15 protein-coding genes are annotated in these 14,974 nt (G+C 63.7%); 8 read left to right on the forward strand and 7 right to left on the reverse strand.

The genetic code is table 11. The features are described from left to right. Window positions 1-9: 9 nt before the first annotated feature. From KIO76_RS06275 to KIO76_RS06300, 6 genes are all read left to right on the forward strand, one after another. Entirely contained in the window at window positions 10-1,296 is a 1,287-nt protein-coding gene (locus KIO76_RS06275) for a beta-ketoacyl-ACP synthase (protein ID WP_213321967.1), read from the forward strand. A 10-nt stretch (window positions 1,297-1,306) separates the two neighbouring features. Next, a complete protein-coding gene (locus KIO76_RS06280) occupies window positions 1,307-2,068 on the forward strand; it encodes an SDR family oxidoreductase (protein ID WP_213321968.1) in 762 nt (253 codons plus the stop codon). 93 nt (window positions 2,069-2,161) lie between these two features. Beyond that, window positions 2,162-3,184, forward strand: coding sequence for a zinc-binding dehydrogenase (locus tag KIO76_RS06285; RefSeq protein WP_213321969.1), 1,023 nt, complete (start codon window positions 2,162-2,164; stop codon window positions 3,182-3,184). Window positions 3,185-3,292: 108 nt separating this feature from the next. Next, window positions 3,293-4,252, forward strand: a complete 960-nt coding sequence (locus tag KIO76_RS06290; RefSeq protein ID WP_283771414.1) for a lipid A biosynthesis lauroyl acyltransferase — start codon at window positions 3,293-3,295, stop codon at window positions 4,250-4,252. Window positions 4,253-4,301: 49 nt separating this feature from the next. Then, window positions 4,302-5,069 (forward strand): DUF1223 domain-containing protein, encoded by a 768-nt coding sequence (locus KIO76_RS06295; RefSeq protein ID WP_213321971.1) that lies wholly within the window; start codon window positions 4,302-4,304, stop codon window positions 5,067-5,069. A 63-nt stretch (window positions 5,070-5,132) separates the two neighbouring features. Continuing rightward, on the forward strand, window positions 5,133-5,777 hold the full coding sequence (locus tag KIO76_RS06300) for a LysE family translocator (RefSeq protein ID WP_213325077.1): 645 nt from the start codon (window positions 5,133-5,135) through the stop codon (window positions 5,775-5,777). A gap of 158 nt (window positions 5,778-5,935) precedes the next feature. Here the strand turns inward: KIO76_RS06300 and KIO76_RS06305 are convergent, their stop codons facing one another. The 3 genes from KIO76_RS06305 to KIO76_RS06315 form a co-directional block, all read right to left on the reverse strand. Beyond that, the gene (locus KIO76_RS06305; protein ID WP_213325372.1) at window positions 5,936-6,250 is read right to left on the reverse strand and encodes a hypothetical protein; all 315 of its coding nucleotides are present in this window, start codon (window positions 6,248-6,250) and stop codon (window positions 5,936-5,938) included. A 101-nt stretch (window positions 6,251-6,351) separates the two neighbouring features. Further along, complete coding sequence (locus KIO76_RS06310; protein WP_213321972.1) at window positions 6,352-7,260, reverse strand: DMT family transporter; 909 nt, start codon at window positions 7,258-7,260, stop codon at window positions 6,352-6,354. A 156-nt stretch (window positions 7,261-7,416) separates the two neighbouring features. Continuing rightward, window positions 7,417-7,923, reverse strand: a complete 507-nt coding sequence (locus KIO76_RS06315) for a YciE/YciF ferroxidase family protein (RefSeq protein ID WP_213321973.1) — start codon at window positions 7,921-7,923, stop codon at window positions 7,417-7,419. Between the two features lie 446 nt (window positions 7,924-8,369). Here KIO76_RS06315 and KIO76_RS06320 point away from each other — a divergent pair, with 446 nt between their 5' ends. Further along, window positions 8,370-9,179: an NAD-dependent epimerase/dehydratase family protein gene (locus KIO76_RS06320; RefSeq protein ID WP_213321974.1), complete on the forward strand. Its 810-nt coding sequence runs from the start codon at window positions 8,370-8,372 to the stop codon at window positions 9,177-9,179. 60 nt (window positions 9,180-9,239) lie between these two features. Then, complete coding sequence (locus KIO76_RS06325) at window positions 9,240-10,247, forward strand: mannonate dehydratase (RefSeq protein WP_213321975.1); 1,008 nt, start codon at window positions 9,240-9,242, stop codon at window positions 10,245-10,247. Window positions 10,248-10,273: 26 nt separating this feature from the next. On the opposite strand, the gene KIO76_RS31550 is transcribed toward KIO76_RS06325, so the two are convergent. The 4 genes from KIO76_RS31550 to KIO76_RS06345 all read right to left on the reverse strand — a co-directional run bounded on the left by KIO76_RS31550 (window position 10,274) and on the right by KIO76_RS06345 (window position 14,968). Next, complete coding sequence (locus KIO76_RS31550) at window positions 10,274-10,663, reverse strand: GIY-YIG nuclease family protein (protein WP_349629405.1); 390 nt, start codon at window positions 10,661-10,663, stop codon at window positions 10,274-10,276. A gap of 114 nt (window positions 10,664-10,777) precedes the next feature. Beyond that, window positions 10,778-12,007: a mandelate racemase/muconate lactonizing enzyme family protein gene (locus KIO76_RS06335; RefSeq protein WP_213321976.1), complete on the reverse strand. Its 1,230-nt coding sequence runs from the start codon at window positions 12,005-12,007 to the stop codon at window positions 10,778-10,780. Window positions 12,008-12,026: 19 nt separating this feature from the next. After that, complete coding sequence (locus KIO76_RS06340) at window positions 12,027-13,802, reverse strand: ABC transporter ATP-binding protein (RefSeq protein WP_213321977.1); 1,776 nt, start codon at window positions 13,800-13,802, stop codon at window positions 12,027-12,029. Then, complete coding sequence (locus KIO76_RS06345; RefSeq protein WP_502761875.1) at window positions 13,802-14,968, reverse strand: ABC transporter permease; 1,167 nt, start codon at window positions 14,966-14,968, stop codon at window positions 13,802-13,804. The genes KIO76_RS06340 and KIO76_RS06345 overlap by 1 nt, the downstream gene beginning before the upstream one ends. Window positions 14,969-14,974: the final 6 nt, after the last annotated feature.

Below are 14,974 nucleotides of genomic sequence, written 5' to 3' on the forward strand. Positions count from 1 at the left end.
GGGAGCACGATGGCACAGCAACACCGCGATAGTCACGGACGGCCGATCGTTGCCGTCACCGGCATGGGCGTCGTCACCTCGCTCGGCGCCGGCAAGGAAGAGAACTGGGCCGCCCTGACGGCCGGCCGTTCCGGCATCCACACGATCAGCCGCTTCCCGATCGAAGGCCTGCGCACAACCATCGCGGGCACGGTCGATTTCATTCCCGTCGAGCCGTTCTGCGCGCCGTTGCTGTCGGAGCAACTCGCCACGCTCGCCGCCGAGGAGGCCGTGAGCCAGGCTGCGATCGGCGCCGCCGGGGATTTTCCCGGCAGCCTTTTCATTGCTGTGCCGCCCGTCGAAATGGAATGGCCCCAGCGCGAGGCGTTGGCCAAGGCCTCCGGCCAGGTGGGCGACATCACCTATGCCGATTTGCTCAAGGCCGCTGGTTCCGGCGATTTCAGGGACTGGCACAACCTCTTCTTGTTCGGAACGGTCGCGGACCGCATCCGTGAGCGCTTCGGCACCAAGGGCTCGCCGATCTCGTTGTCAACGGCCTGTTCCTCCGGCGCGACGGCCATTCAGCTCGGCGTCGAGGCGATCCGTCGCGGTGAGAGCCAGGCCGTGCTCGCCATCGGCACCGATGGCTCGGTGCACGCGGAGGCGTTGATCCGCTTCTCGCTGCTCTCGGCCCTGTCGACCCAGAACGAGCCGGCCGAAGAGGCCGCCAAGCCCTTCTCCAAGAACCGCGACGGTTTCGTCATGGGCGAAGGCGCGGCGGCGCTCGTGCTTGAGGACTATGACCACGCGATCGCGCGCGGCGCGACCATTCTCGGCATCGTGGCGGGCGTCGGCGAGAAGGGCGATGGTTTTCACCGCACCCGCTCCAGCCCGGGCGGCGCGCCGATCATCGCCGCGATCCGCGATGCCATCGCCGACGCGGGGCTGACGCCCGACGATGTCGACTATATCAACGCTCACGGCACGGCGACACCCGAGAACGACAAGATGGAGGCCCTCGGCCTGACGACCGTGCTCGGCGAGCGCATGGCGCAGGTGCCGATCTCATCCAATAAGTCGATGATCGGCCACACCCTGACGGCGGCGGGCGCGATCGAGGCTGTGGTGTCGCTGATGACCATCGCCAATGGCCGGCTGCCGCCGACGATCAATTATCGCGTGCCTGATCCCGCGATCCCGCTCGATGTGGTGCCCAATGAGGCGCGTGATGCGCAGGTGACGCGTGTTCTCTCCAATTCCTTCGGCTTCGGTGGGCAGAACACCTGTCTGTTGTTCACTGCCGAACCGGTGACCTGACGCAGATACGATGACAGCCGCCGTCGAACCACAACGCATTCTCGTCACCGGCGGAGCTAAGGGCGTCGGCGCTGCCATCGTGCGGACACTCGCTGCCACCGGCTATTCCATCGATTTCACCTATCGCAGTTCCGGCGATGCCGCTCACGCACTGGCGCGTGAGCTCGCGGACACCCATGGCGTGGCCATCAATGCGCTGGCGCTCGACTTGGCCGACACGGCCGCGATCGAGGCCTTCTGCGCGGCTCAGGAAGACACTGCCTATTACGGGCTCGTGCACAATGCGGGCCAGCCCTATGATGCCCTGACCGCCGTGATGGCGCAGGACAAGGCCGAGGCGGCCATGCAGGTCAATTTCTGGTCCGTGACACGGCTCGTGAAGACCTTCATCCGGCCGATGATCCGCGCCCGCGCTGGCCGCATCGCCGTGATCGGCTCTGTGACCGCGCTTCAGGCGAATGCCGGTAACGCCGCTTATGCCGCTTCCAAGGGCGCGCTGCTCAGCTATCTCAGGACGCTCGCGATCGAGAGCGCCAAGCGCGGAGTCACGGCGAACTACATCGCGCCCGGTTTCATCGACACGGATATGATGACCCCCTATGCCGCCTATCGCGCGCAGATGGAAAAGCAGATTCCGGCCGGCCGCTTCGCGGCACCGGATGAGATCGCGGGTCTTGTCGCGTTCCTGATGAGCCCGCCGGCCGCCTATGTCACCGGCGCTGTCATTCCGATCGACGGCGGCTTGACAGCCCAGCTTGGTGTCCACCGCTGAGCCCTAATCCGGGCGGTGCCGGTTGATGCAGGCGGTGTGCCCTGCTACGGATCGCGTCACTCAAAAATCAGGTAGATTGTGACGATGCATTCCATGCGCGCCCTGCAGCTTTTTGGTGACCGTGACCTGCGACTGGAAGAGGTAGCTGCGCCGCCGCCTCCCGGCCCGGGTGAGGTCCAGGTGCGTGTTCACGCCGTGGGCCTCAACCACATCGATGTCTGGGGCTTTCGCGGAATGGCCTTCGCCAAGCGCAAGCTGCCGCTCGCCGTCGGGGCGGAGGCCTCCGGCGCCGTCGTCGCGGTGGGCGAAGACGTGACCCATGTGGATGTCGGGGATCGCGTCGCCATGTATGGCGCGATGACCTGCGGCCATTGCAAGGCCTGCCGGGAGGGTCGCGACAACCTCTGTGAGAATGTCGGCGGCGTTCTCGGTTTCCACATCGATGGCTTTGCCCGCGATTTCGTCAACATGCCTCAACGGCTTCTCGTCAAGATCCCCGATGGGGTGAGCTTTCAGGAGGCAGCCTGCGCGCCGGTCGCCTTCGGCACTGTGCAGCACATGCTCTTCGACAACGCCAAGCTCGAACCCGGCGAGACCATCCTCGTCCACGCCGGCGGATCTGGCATCGGCACGGCGGCTATCAAGATGGCCAAGGCCATCGGCTGCCACGTCATCACTACCGTCGGTGACGACGACAAGGGCGCCAAGGCCAAGCTGCTCGGCGCCGACCATGTGATCAACTACCGCACCGACCGTTTCGAGGGTGTGGTGCGCAAGCTCACCGGCCGCAAGGGCGTCGACGTAGTGTTCGAGCATGTCGGCGTCGACACCTGGAACGGCTCGCTGCTCTGCCTGAAGCGCGGCGGCCGCCTGGTGACCTGCGGCTCGACCTCCGGCGTGTCGACCACGATGAACCTGATGCAGCTCTTCCAGCAGCAGTACAAGATCTTCGGGTCCTTCGGCTGCACGCTGCGCAACATCGAGCAGTCGCTGCACAAGATGGCGACCGGCATCACACCCGTGATCGACACCGTCTTCGATGTCGTCGACTACGCCCAGGGCCTGGAGCGGCTCGAAAGCCGCAAGGTCTTCGGCAAGGTCATCGTGACTTTGTAACGCGGTCCATGCTCTTGACCCGGCAGCCTGCTTCGGGGAAGTAGGCAGGCAAGAGTTGGTTGGACGGCGCATGCGTCCTGCCGCGTAATGGCTTGGAGCAGGACGACTTTGACAGCACGACGTCAGACCTCGCTTGGCGGGATCGTTCGGCGATTGGCCTCGCGGGTCGCGGAAGTGACGATGATCGGGCTGGTCCGCGCTGTCTTCGCATTGTTCCGCGCGCTGGGTCCGGACCGCTCGAGCGCGTTGGGCGGCGCCGTCGCCCGGGCCATCGGCCCCCTGCTGCCGGCCCACCGCACGGCGATGACCAATCTGCGCGCGGCCTTTCCCGACAAGAGCGAGGCGGAACGGCGCGCGATCGCGCGGAGCGCCTGGGACAATCTCGGCCGCACCGGCGCGGAATATGCTCACCTTTCGGTCCTGTTCGACTACGATCACGACAACCCGCAGCTTGATGCGCGGGTGGAAGTGGACGGCATCGAGCACTTCATGGCGCTGCGTGACGATGGCAAACCGGGGATCATCTTCTCGGCCCACCTCGGCAACTGGGAGCTGCCGGCGATCTGCGCGGCACGCTATGGACTGGCGGCAACTGCGGTTTTTCGGGCGCCCAACGATCCCGGCATCGCCCATGTGGTGCATGAGGTACGCAGCCAGACGATGGGCGGGCTTGAAGCTGCGCGCCAAGGGGCTGCCTTCGCGATGGCCCGTGTGCTGGAAGACGGGGGGCATCTCGGAATGTTGGTCGACCAGCATTTCACGCGCGGCGTGACCGTGCCGTTCTTCGGGCGGCCCGCGCGGACCAACCCGATCCTTGGCAAATTCGCGCGCCGGTTCGACTGCCCGGTCCACGGGGTCCGCGTGCAGCGACTGCCGGGAGGGCGCTTTCGCCTGCAACTGACGCCTCCGCTCGATCTGCCGCGCGACAGCGAGGGGCTCATCGATGTGGAAGGCGCGATGGCCGCCATGACGGCCGTCGTCGAGACGTGGGTGCGAGAGGATCCCGGCCAATGGCTGTGGATGCATCGCCGCTGGCGCCCGCCTGTCGCTGCGCTCAAGGCAACGTGACTATCGCCAGCGGCAAATTTGCGTTTGAGTGATGGTGGAAACAGCCTCCATGACAAAAAGATTTGCCCTCTTACCCACCCTTGCCAGCCTGATGGCGCTCTCTTTCCCGGCCCTGGCAGGGAATGCGCCTCGTGGTGTCGTCGAACTCTTCACCAGCCAGGGGTGTTCCTCCTGTCCTCCGGCTGATGCGCTGTTGCGGGAGCTCGCGAAGGACACGAGCATCGTGGCAATCAGCCTTCCCGTCACCTATTGGGATTACCTGGGCTGGAAGGATACGCTCGCCGAAAAAGCCTTCAGCAAACGACAGCGCGCCTATGCCGAGACGCGCGGTGATGGCCAGATCTATACGCCGCAAGCGGTGATCAACGGATCGCGGCATGCGCTCGGATCGGACCGCAAGAGCATCGAAGCCGCCATCGCGAACAAGGGCGAAGGTGAGAAGGGCAATATAGACAAGAGCCTTGCCAAGATTGCGCTGACCGTACCGCTCGATGTCGCCGACAATGCCGGGACGCTCAGGATATCAGTGCCGCAGGGCCAGACCGGTCAAACCGCTGCGCTATGGTTGCTGGCGGTCTCCCGCAGCCACAACGTAGCCATTGGACGCGGTGAGAACACGGGGCGCAACGTCGTCTACACGAATGTCGTGAGGCGCATCACCAAGCTCGGAGACTGGTCCGGACAAGCGATGACGGTGGATGTTTCACCGGAGACGGCCAGGCCGCCGGGCACCGACGGATACGTCGTCCTGCTGCAGGCAGTTGACAACGGCCGCCCGAGCGTGATTCTCGGCGCGGCCAAAAGCGACGGTCTTTAGCGACCAGGGGGGCGGCGCGCCTCCTCCTCGCGGGGTCGTTCCAGTGCGGATCCCGCAACCATGATGACGTTTCTGCCGTCCACCCCGATCATCCTGACGTACACGCTCGCCTGCATCGTGCTGTTCGTGACGCCAGGGCCTGACATGAGCTTGATGCTCGCCAAGACCCTGTCAGGCGGCCGTCGCCAGGGCTTCGCGGCCCTGTTCGGCACCACGGCGGGCTGCTGCGTCCAGACCATGCTTGCCGCACTCGGCGTCTCCGCGCTGCTCGCCGCATCCGTCACCGCCTTCACTATCCTAAAGGTGGTCGGTGCGTTGTATCTTCTGTGGCTCGCGTTCGAAGCGATCCGCCACGGGTCCGCGCTGAGCGTGGACGCGAAGCGGGCGGCCAAGCCGACCCCTTTGTGGCGGACCGCGCTCGTCGGGCTTGGCATCAATCTCACCAACCCGAAGGTCGTTCTGTTCTTTGTGACGTTCCTCCCACAGTTCGTCGAGGCGACCGACCCCCATGCCTCGGGCAAGCTGTGGTTCCTGGGGCTCTACTTCGTTGTGGTGGCCACGCCCCTGTCGGTCGCGCTGGTCCTGGCTGCGGACAAGGTGGTCGGAGCCCTGAAGCGGCGCCCCCGGGTCATGCGAACGATCGATTATGGCTTTGCCAGCCTGTTCGGCGCGTTCGCCCTCAAGATGCTGACCGTGCAGGCGCGTTAAGACGATCGACCTTCAGTGAAGGTCCCGCGCTGTGATCCGTAAGCACTGATGAAGCCCGTCTAACTGCCAGCATATAAAAAAGCCTGTCCCGAACAGACAGGCTTTCACACGCACGTGAAATCGGGGCTGGAGGAACAGCGGACACGCTTCCGGCGGAATCAGCGAGCAGACGGGTCTGCCAGCGGCGGCGTCAGATACACCTTGGGAAACGGGTTGCGCCCCGCGCCGATGCGCGGCGGCAGCGCTTCATACTGGGGCTGCGCGGCGAGCGTGGGCGCCGGGGTGCTGAGAATGGTGCCAGCGGTAACATAGCCCGAGAGCGAGCCGACCGGCACGACCGTGCCGGGATCGAGGAAGCTGCGCGGCTGGACGCGGATGGTCCGCGGCTGGCGGCTTTGGGCCTCGGCTGCGGCCGATACGACGAGACCCGTCGCGAGTGTGATTGCCGTCAAGGCGAGTGCCTGGGAGCGCATGGGTTACATCCTGCGGTTCATTTGAACGTGCAGATATTATCTTATACACCGCGATGCAATCCAAAGACGAATATTGTTCACACGCCTTGGAAAACGTCACATTAACGTTGACGCGGCTTCCAGCCTGAACGGACATTCGCGGTTGTTGCCAGCAGAATGCCGCAGGCAACGGCAAGAAGCCCGACGAGCAGATTCCAGGTCACCGCCTCGTCGAGAACAAAAGCCGCAAGAAGGCCGGCAACCACTGGATTGAGCGTCACCGTGACGACAACCCGGGTGGGCGTGGTCCGCGCAAGCGCAAAGGCCCAGAGAATGAACATGAAGGCACCGCATACCACGCCGAGGTACACGAGTGTCCAGATCCGTGAGGTGGATGCTTGCAGAAGCCCGGTGCGGATGTCCGGAGCCGGCAGGACGGAATAGATGAGAAAGAGCGCCAGCACCCCTGCGCCCATGCCGACCGCGCAGAACGACAACGTGCCGGAACGCCTCACATAAGCGCGCGACCAAACCGTATAGAGGGCCATCGCCAAAGCAGCGCCCACCATGAGGAGATCGCCTCGCCACGCGCCGGCTGGAGCGCCGGGCAGGCCAGACAGAAGCGAAACCGCAACGCCCGCAGTTGCGACCAGCACCCCTGCCGTCTTGCGGGGTGTGAGCGGCTCAACCTTCAGGAGCGCACTCACCGCCATCGTGAGGAGCGGCGCCGTCGCCAATGCAAGAGCAGCGCGAGCCGCCGTCGTGTAGACGACCGAGAAGTTGAAGAGAATTGGAAAGAGGCAGAAGAACAGAACGCCCAGCGCCATGACCGCTGGCCAGTCCTGCGGCGGCGGCCAACGCTCGCGGTGCAAGATGGCAACCGGGAGCAACACGGCGAAGCCGACGCCGAAACGGATTATCCCGAGCATGAACGCGCCAACATCCGCCGCGGTGTGGCGGGACGCAACGATCGCTGTCCCGCCGAGAGCGCTCGAGAGAAGCGCCGCTCCAACGCCCGTAGCCTCTTTCACTCGTATGCCCCCGGCAACCCTTAAAGTCATGAGCGGCAAAGAGCCGCCTGACTCATGAACCATCACTTCTTTTGGCCCTGGAGGGAACGAGCGTCCAGATAAATCGTGAAATGGGCTCCGAAGGCGTCTCGGCGGGCAGCCGAAAGCCGCGGCCCCCTATTCGGCTGCCTGGATATTGACCGTGCTGACAGCAAGCTTTGTCAGCTTTTTATCTGTTGCCTTTTCTTCATCAAGATTCTGCTGGAGTACCTTCGCGCAGTCGTCACGACCCAGTTCCTTCGCCCAAGCCACGAGCGTGCCATAACGTGTCATCTCATAATGTTCGACAGCTTGGCCCGCCGCGATCAAGGCCGCGTCAAGAACGCGCGGATCATCGACATCCCCGGCGATTTCCTCGGTCTCCTCGATGATTCCGTCGATCGCCGGACACTCCACGGCCTTTGCCTTCGCACCGTGCATGCGGAAGACTTCCTCGACACGGGCGATATGGTTCTTTGTTTCACCAAGGTGGGTTTCGAACCCCTTCTTAAGTTCAGCATTGCTCGCCTTCTTCACCATATCCGGCAAAGCTTTAGCGATTTTCTTTTCAGCGTAGTAAATGTCCTGCAGCGTATGGACAAACAGATCGTCCATCGACTTGATGTCCTTCGCGAATAAACTCATCATATCCTCCATGTATTGGCAATCGACAAGCTCGAGCTGCTAATGCTGCGGCAAGGCTTATTTAAGAGCTCGAGCGAATAACGCTCGCACGAAAGGCCTGTTCCGAATTAATTTCAACCGACAGAGATTGAATACTGCTCGGCTCACGTTGCGCCCGCAGCGGGTGCCGTGATGACATTCGATCCATGGGATCCTCGCCCGAGTGTCGCCGACATTCCCTTCCGGGATCTGCACGCGTGGCGCGCAAACGATTGCTGCGCCTGTCCGGGATGAGGCCACCCTTTTCATGGAACTACGCGTCTTTCTCGTCGACATTCGTTCGACGTCCTTGCAGAATGGACGAGTCGAGCAATGGCGAGGCAGGTATTCCGTCAGACATGCCGCGAACAGGCGAATAGACCTGAGGCGGCTTGACCGTTGAATGCAACGGATCTGGAGGGGGAGGAATGGCGCGTACCATCAATCGCGTGCTTATCACAGGCGCGGCCGGCCGCATCGGTGGGATGTTGCGGACGGCGCTCAAGGGGCGATATCAGCGCCTTATCTTGTCTGACATCATTCCACTGAAGGACGTTCAACCCCACGAGGAAGCCATCGTGTGCGACCTCAAGGACGGCGACGCCATCAGGCGCGCTTGCGGCGGCGTCGACGCCATCGTCCATTGCGGTGGCAACCCCCGCGAAAGCCCCTGGCCGGAGATCCTGGAGCCGAACATCATCGGCTCGATCAATGTTTGGGAAGCCGCGCGCCAGGAGGGTGTCGACCGCATCGTCTATGCGAGCTCGAACCACGCAATTGCCTTCACGCGGCGCAGCGAGACGCTGGACCATCGCGGCGCGCACAGACCTGACTGCCGCTATGGACTCTCCAAGGCCTTCATGGAGGATCTCGCTTTCCTCTACGCCTATAAATACGGAGTGCGCGGCTTCGGCATGCGCATCGGCTCCTTCACGCCGACCCCCACGGACGCACGCGCTCTTTCGACCTGGATATCCCACCGCGATATGGCGCAGCTGGTGCAAGTTGGCCTTACGGCCACCTACACAAACGAGATCGTCTTTGGCATCTCGCGCAACAAGCGAGCCTGGTGGGACAACAGCAACGCCTACCGGCTCGGCTACGATCCGCAGGACGAGTCGGAAGCCTATGCAGAGGAAGTCGGCCATATCCGGGGGGATGACCCGATCGCGGAAGAGTTCCAGGGATCCCGTTTCGTTTCAGCGGAATTCACTGCCGACCCCAACGATGTTCCTTGAGTTTTGCCCGAGGGGCAGACTGGACAGCCCGGCCGCCGTCGCGCGATGCAGGAGTGGACGATGTTTGTAGGCACACAGTTCAAGGCCCGCACGGATGACGACTTTCGGGTCATGGCGCAGCTGGGCGTCCGCCATGTCTGCGCCGATCCGCCAGGCATTCCGCATGACTGGACGCTTGATGATCTCAAGCGGCATCGCGCGCATATCGAGAGCTTCGGCCTCGTGCTCGACATGGTGGAACTTCCCCTGAAATCCCATCCGATCGAGGAGAGCCGCAGTCCGCATATTCTCCTCGGGAAGAGTCCGGAGCGAGACCGGGAGATCGATTCGATCTGCGCCTTGCTGGACCGCGTGGCGCGCGCCGGCATTCCCGCCGTCAAGTACAACATGAACATCATCGGCATTCCGCGCACCGCGCCGGAGGCCGGACGTGGCGGCTCCATCAACGAGGCCTTCCGCTGGGACAAGGCTGATCATGAAGCGGCACCCGGCCGTGCCGGCATCCTGCCGGAGGACGAGAACTGGGAACGGATCGATTATTTCCTTGCGCGTGTCGTACCCGTGGCCACCGCCGCGAAGGTGCGTCTCGCCTGCCATCCGCACGATCCCTATACCCCGCCGGGCTATCGTGGCGTGACGCGCGTGCTCGGCACGGTCGAGGGGCTGAAGCGCTTCGTGACGATGCATGAGAGCCCCTATCACGGCCTCAATTTCTGCCAGGGCACGGTGGGCGAGATGCTGGAAGACCCCGCGCGCGAAATCGGCGATGTCATCCGCTGGTTCGGCGAACGCGGCAAGCTCTTCAACGTGCATTTCCGCAATATCCGGGGTCGCCGCCTCGATTTCATGGAGACTTTCCCGGATGAGGGCGACATGGATATGGTCGCTGCGCTCAAGCTCTACGCCGATGTGGGCTACAAATACATGGTCATGCCGGATCATGCCCCGAAAGTCTCCGGGCCGGATCCGCAAGGCACGGCTTTCGCCTTCTGCTACGGCTATATCATCGGCGCCATGCAGGCGCTCGGGCTTGATCCTCATGGGCCTGAGGTAGCGCCGCGCGGGTGAAAGGTGGCCTGTTTTGGCCCATCACGTCATGGAGCCTCACATAAGGATTTCGAGCCATCGGAAAGATGGATCCCCTTCCCGGGCTGCTGCGCAGCCCGCCGAGAAGGGGATCCAGAGCGTCGCAACAACATCGCGATCCACGCGATGCGTCGCCTAAGCCGTTGCGTCAGATCGTGCCATTCCGGATTGGACCGCTCGATCAACCGGATCTTCCATGTCCGCTTCCATCCCTTGAGCTGCTTCTCGCGCGCAATCGCTTCGCTGATGTCTCGGAAGCGCTCGAAGTACACGAGGTGGAACACCCCGTATTTTTGTGTAAACCCAGGCACAGCCGCCGCACGATGTTGCTCGACACGGCGAAGAAGATCGCTCGTTACGCCGATATAGAGCGTTCCGTTCCTGCGGCTCGCGAGGATCTACACGGCATAGCGGTCATTCCATGGCGTCACAGCAACTGGATCCCCTTCCCGGCCGGCTTTGCCGGCCGCCGGGAATGACACTGGGAGCAGGATCAACGCGGCGAAAGCCCCTCACCCGCCGGTGCGCGTGAGCTTCGCCCGTCGCCTCAGGCGCGTCTGGAAATAGACATTCTCACTGACAGTGCCCGTCTCATAAGCCCAACCGTCTTCGGGCGGCATGTCAGCAACGTTGCGCCGGCTCGGGTAGCGCGCCACTTCCTCCTCGACGATATCAACACCGAGGCCGGGCGCGGTCGGTACTGGCAGGTGGCCATCCACAACCTTCAGCACGGGCGCGACGACCTCGTAACGGCCCGGCCAGTCGAACTCGACACGCTCCAGCATGAGCGCGTTGGGAATTGTCGCCATGACATGGAGGGCCGCGAATTCGGCCACCGGTCCGAGCGAACCGGAATGAGGCGCCATGGTGATGAAATGGCCCTCCGCCATGGCCGCCATTTTGCGCATCTGCGAGATGCCGCCGGCGCGGCCCGTGTCGGGCTGAATGACATCGACCAGATCCCGCTCGATATAGGGCCGGATGCCCCAGATGGTGCTGACACGCTCGCCGGCGGCGAGCGGGATATCCACGGAATCGCGTACGCGCGCCAAGGCGTCCAGGCTCTCGGGCGCTACCGGATCCTCGAAGAACAGGAGGTCGAGCGGTTCGAGAGCACGGCCGACGATGATCGCGTCCTGGGGCGTCATCCATGATGGGCCATGTGCATCGACCATCACGTCCACATCAGGCCCAACGGCCTCGCGTACCGCCGCGACGCTGTCGATATCGACGGCGCCGGTGAAACTCACCTTAACGCCGGTGTATCCACGCCCCATCAGGTCACGCGCGCGCTCCGGGGTCTTGGCATGGCCGTAGACACGGATGCGATCGCGGAAGCGGCCGCCGAGAAGGTTCCAGACAGGCTGGCCGAGCGCCTTGCCCTTGATGTCCCACAAGGCCATCTCGATGCCGGTCAGGGCGCCACCGCCGACCGTGCCGAGCACGCCGTGCCCCATCGATGCAACGTAGAGGCGGTGCCATAACCGGTCGATGTCCCCCGCCTCCTCACCCACGAGGATGGAGGCATAGTCGTTGACCGCCGTCTCGATGACGCGCGGCCAGCCGGAGCATTCACCGACGCCCGTGATACCCTCGTCGGTAAAGATCTTCACAAACAGCCAGTTGCGCGATCCCCGGAAGTCGGCATCGGCGCCTAGCGCGGCTCCTTGTTGCGAGGCGCTCGTCGCGGCCGGACGTGAGCCAACCTGCATCAGATAGGTTTTGACGGCAGTGATCTTCATGGGACTACGTTTTCACCCTTCACGGTTCACGATAACGGAAACGATGCGTCATGCCGCGCCGGCGCGGGTCGGCGACCGGGACAGCCGAAAGCAGGGATTGCGTGTAGGCATGTTGGGGGTTGGAGCAGACCGTCTCCGTTTCCCCCGTCTCCACGATGCGCCCCCGGTGCATGACCGCGATGCGATCGCAGAAGTAGCGGATCACCGCGATATCGTGGCTGATGAAGATGAAGCTGAGATCGAGCCGCTCCTGAAGGTCGAGCATCAGATCCAGGATCTGCGTCCGCAGGCTCACATCGAGCGCCGATGAGGCTTCGTCAGCGATGATGATGCGCGGATCAGGCGCGATTGCCCGGGCAATCGAAATGCGCTGCCTTTGCCCGCCTGAGAAGGCATGGGGATAGCGCTCCGCCGCCGAAGCCGGCAGGCCGACGAGCCCGAGAAGCTCGGCGACGCGCGCCTTGAGCGCAGCACCGCTCAAAGTGCCATTGACGAGCAGCGGCTCGCCGATGATCTGGCCGACCGTCATGCGCGGATTGAGCGACGAGAAGGGATCCTGAAACACCATGCGGATGTCGCGCCAGGGCGCCTTCAACTGGTTGTCCGAAAGCGGCGCCAGATCAGTCGTCTTGCCGTGACGGTCCGTATAGAGAATATGGCCGGCCGTGACAGGATGGACGCGCTGCAGGCAGCGGCCGAGCGTCGTCTTGCCCGACCCGGATTCGCCTACGATGCCGAGGTTTTCGCCGGCCTTCAGCTCGAGACTGGCATCCTGGACGGCCACGATGGAATCGTGCTTCAACCCGAGAAAGCCGGTGGAGAAGGGAAATTCCTTGCGCATGTCCGACATGACGAGGATAGGCTTGCCGGGTGCTGCCTTCGCCCGCATGGCGAGGCGCCGCTCCGAGGGCCGGTCGAGCTCCCGCACGGCATTGAGCAGGTGGCGCGTATAATCGTGCTGCGGCCTCTCAAAGATCGAGAACACGTCGCCGCGCTCCACCATCTTGCCAAAACGCATGACCGCGATGTCGTCGGCGATTTCCGCGACCACGCCCATGTCATGGGTGATGAACATCACGGCCATGTCGCTGTCGCGCTGGAGCTGGCGGATCAGGGCCAAGATCTCGGCCTGGATCGTCACGTCGAGGGCGGTGGTCGGCTCGTCGGCGATGAGCACTGCCGGGTTGCAGGCCAGTGCCATGGCGATGACGGCCCGCTGGCGCATCCCGCCGGAATACTCAAAGGGATAGCGGTCGATGGCGACCTCCGGCCGGGGGATCTCGACCTTCCGCAGGAGCTCAATGGTCCGGGCCCGCGCCTCCTTCTTCGAGACATGCTCGTGCAGACGGATGACCTCTCCGATCTGGTCGCCGATGCGATGCACTGGCGATAACGAGCTCATCGGCTCCTGGAAGATCATCGCGACGTCACGCCCGCGAATGGAGCGGATTGCCGACGAGCGCGGATCAAGACTGACGAGATCCACCGTGTTCTCGGCGCCGCGCCCCCGCGCCGTGAGATGGCGGTGCAGCAGCACCTGACCCGACGCGACCCGCCCCGGAGGATCGACGATCTGCAGGATCGACCGGGCCGTGACGCTCTTCCCGGAACCGCTTTCGCCGACGACACAGAGCGTGCGGCCGGGGAACAGCGACAAGGTCACATCATCGACCGCGCGGAATACGCCGCGGCGCGTGGCGAATTCGGTGACGAGGTTCCTGACTTCCAGAACCGGCAGGGCGTCACCCTGGGCGACGTCCCGTGGGGCGGCAGAATGATCGGCGTTCCCGCTCATCAGCGGCCCTCCTGCGCATAGGGATCGGCCGCGTCACGCAGGCCGTCGCCGAGGAAATTGAGGGCGAGAACCGCGACGCAGACGGCCACGCCCGGTGCGAACAGCCAGGGCGCCTGGGCAATGCTGCGGACGTTCTGCGCTTCCTTGAGAAGCACGCCCCAGGAGATCGTGGGCGGCAGAAGGCCGAGGCCAAGGAAAGACAGCGACGTCTCGGCGATAATCATGACCGGGATCGCGAGACTGACCGAGGCGATGATGTGGCTGACCATCGATGGCATCATGTGGCGGAAGATGACGCGCGCCTTGCTGCCACCGTCGAGCCGCGCGGCGACGACGAAATCCTCGGTCCGCAGAGCCAGGAAGCGCCCGCGCACCACACGTGCCAACTCCGTCCAGCCGACGAGCGACAGGATCAGTGTGATGGCGAAATAGCGGGTCAGCGGCGCCCAGTCCTGCGGCAGGGCGGCGCTCAATCCCAGCCAGATGGGGATCGTCGGGAGGGACAGCTTGAGCTCGATAAGCCGCTGCACCCCCGTATCGACCCAGCCCCCATAGTACCCGGATAGCCCGCCGAGCACGAGGCCGAGCAAAAGGCTGACGGCAACGCCGGCGAGACCGATCGACATCGAGACGCGCGTTCCGGCGATGATTCGGCTCAACATGTCCCGCCCCAGCCGGTCAGCCCCCAGGAGGTAGAAGCGCTCGCCGGGTGTGACCGCGGCGATCAGACGCTTCTCCATCGGGATGAGACCCCACAGCTTATAGGGCGTGCCATTGCCGAACAGCGTGAGATAGATCTTCTTGTCCGGGTCTGGCGCGAAGGTCGTCTTGAGGGTGAAACGGTCCCGCGACAGCTTCATGCCGTTCACATGGGGGCGAAAAGCCCAGCTTCCGTCCGCAGTCGTGTCGAACAGATGGATCATCTGTGGCGGATGGTAGACATCGCGCGATGATGGCGCGTCAGGATCGAACGGCGCCAGGAACTCCGTGAAGAGCGCCACGAGATAGAAGGCGATGACTACGACCGCGCCTGTCATAGCAAGGCGATGCCGGCGGAAAGACCCCCAGATCAACCGCCATTGCGACGCGCTGTCCTCGCCGGCGATGGCCCGGGGATCCGCATTCGGATCAATATGTGGATCGGCGACGACACTCATTGGCGCGATCTCCCA

The sequence above is a fragment of the Chelatococcus sp. YT9 genome (assembly GCF_018398315.1).
Classification (GTDB): Bacteria; Pseudomonadota; Alphaproteobacteria; order Rhizobiales; family Beijerinckiaceae; genus Chelatococcus.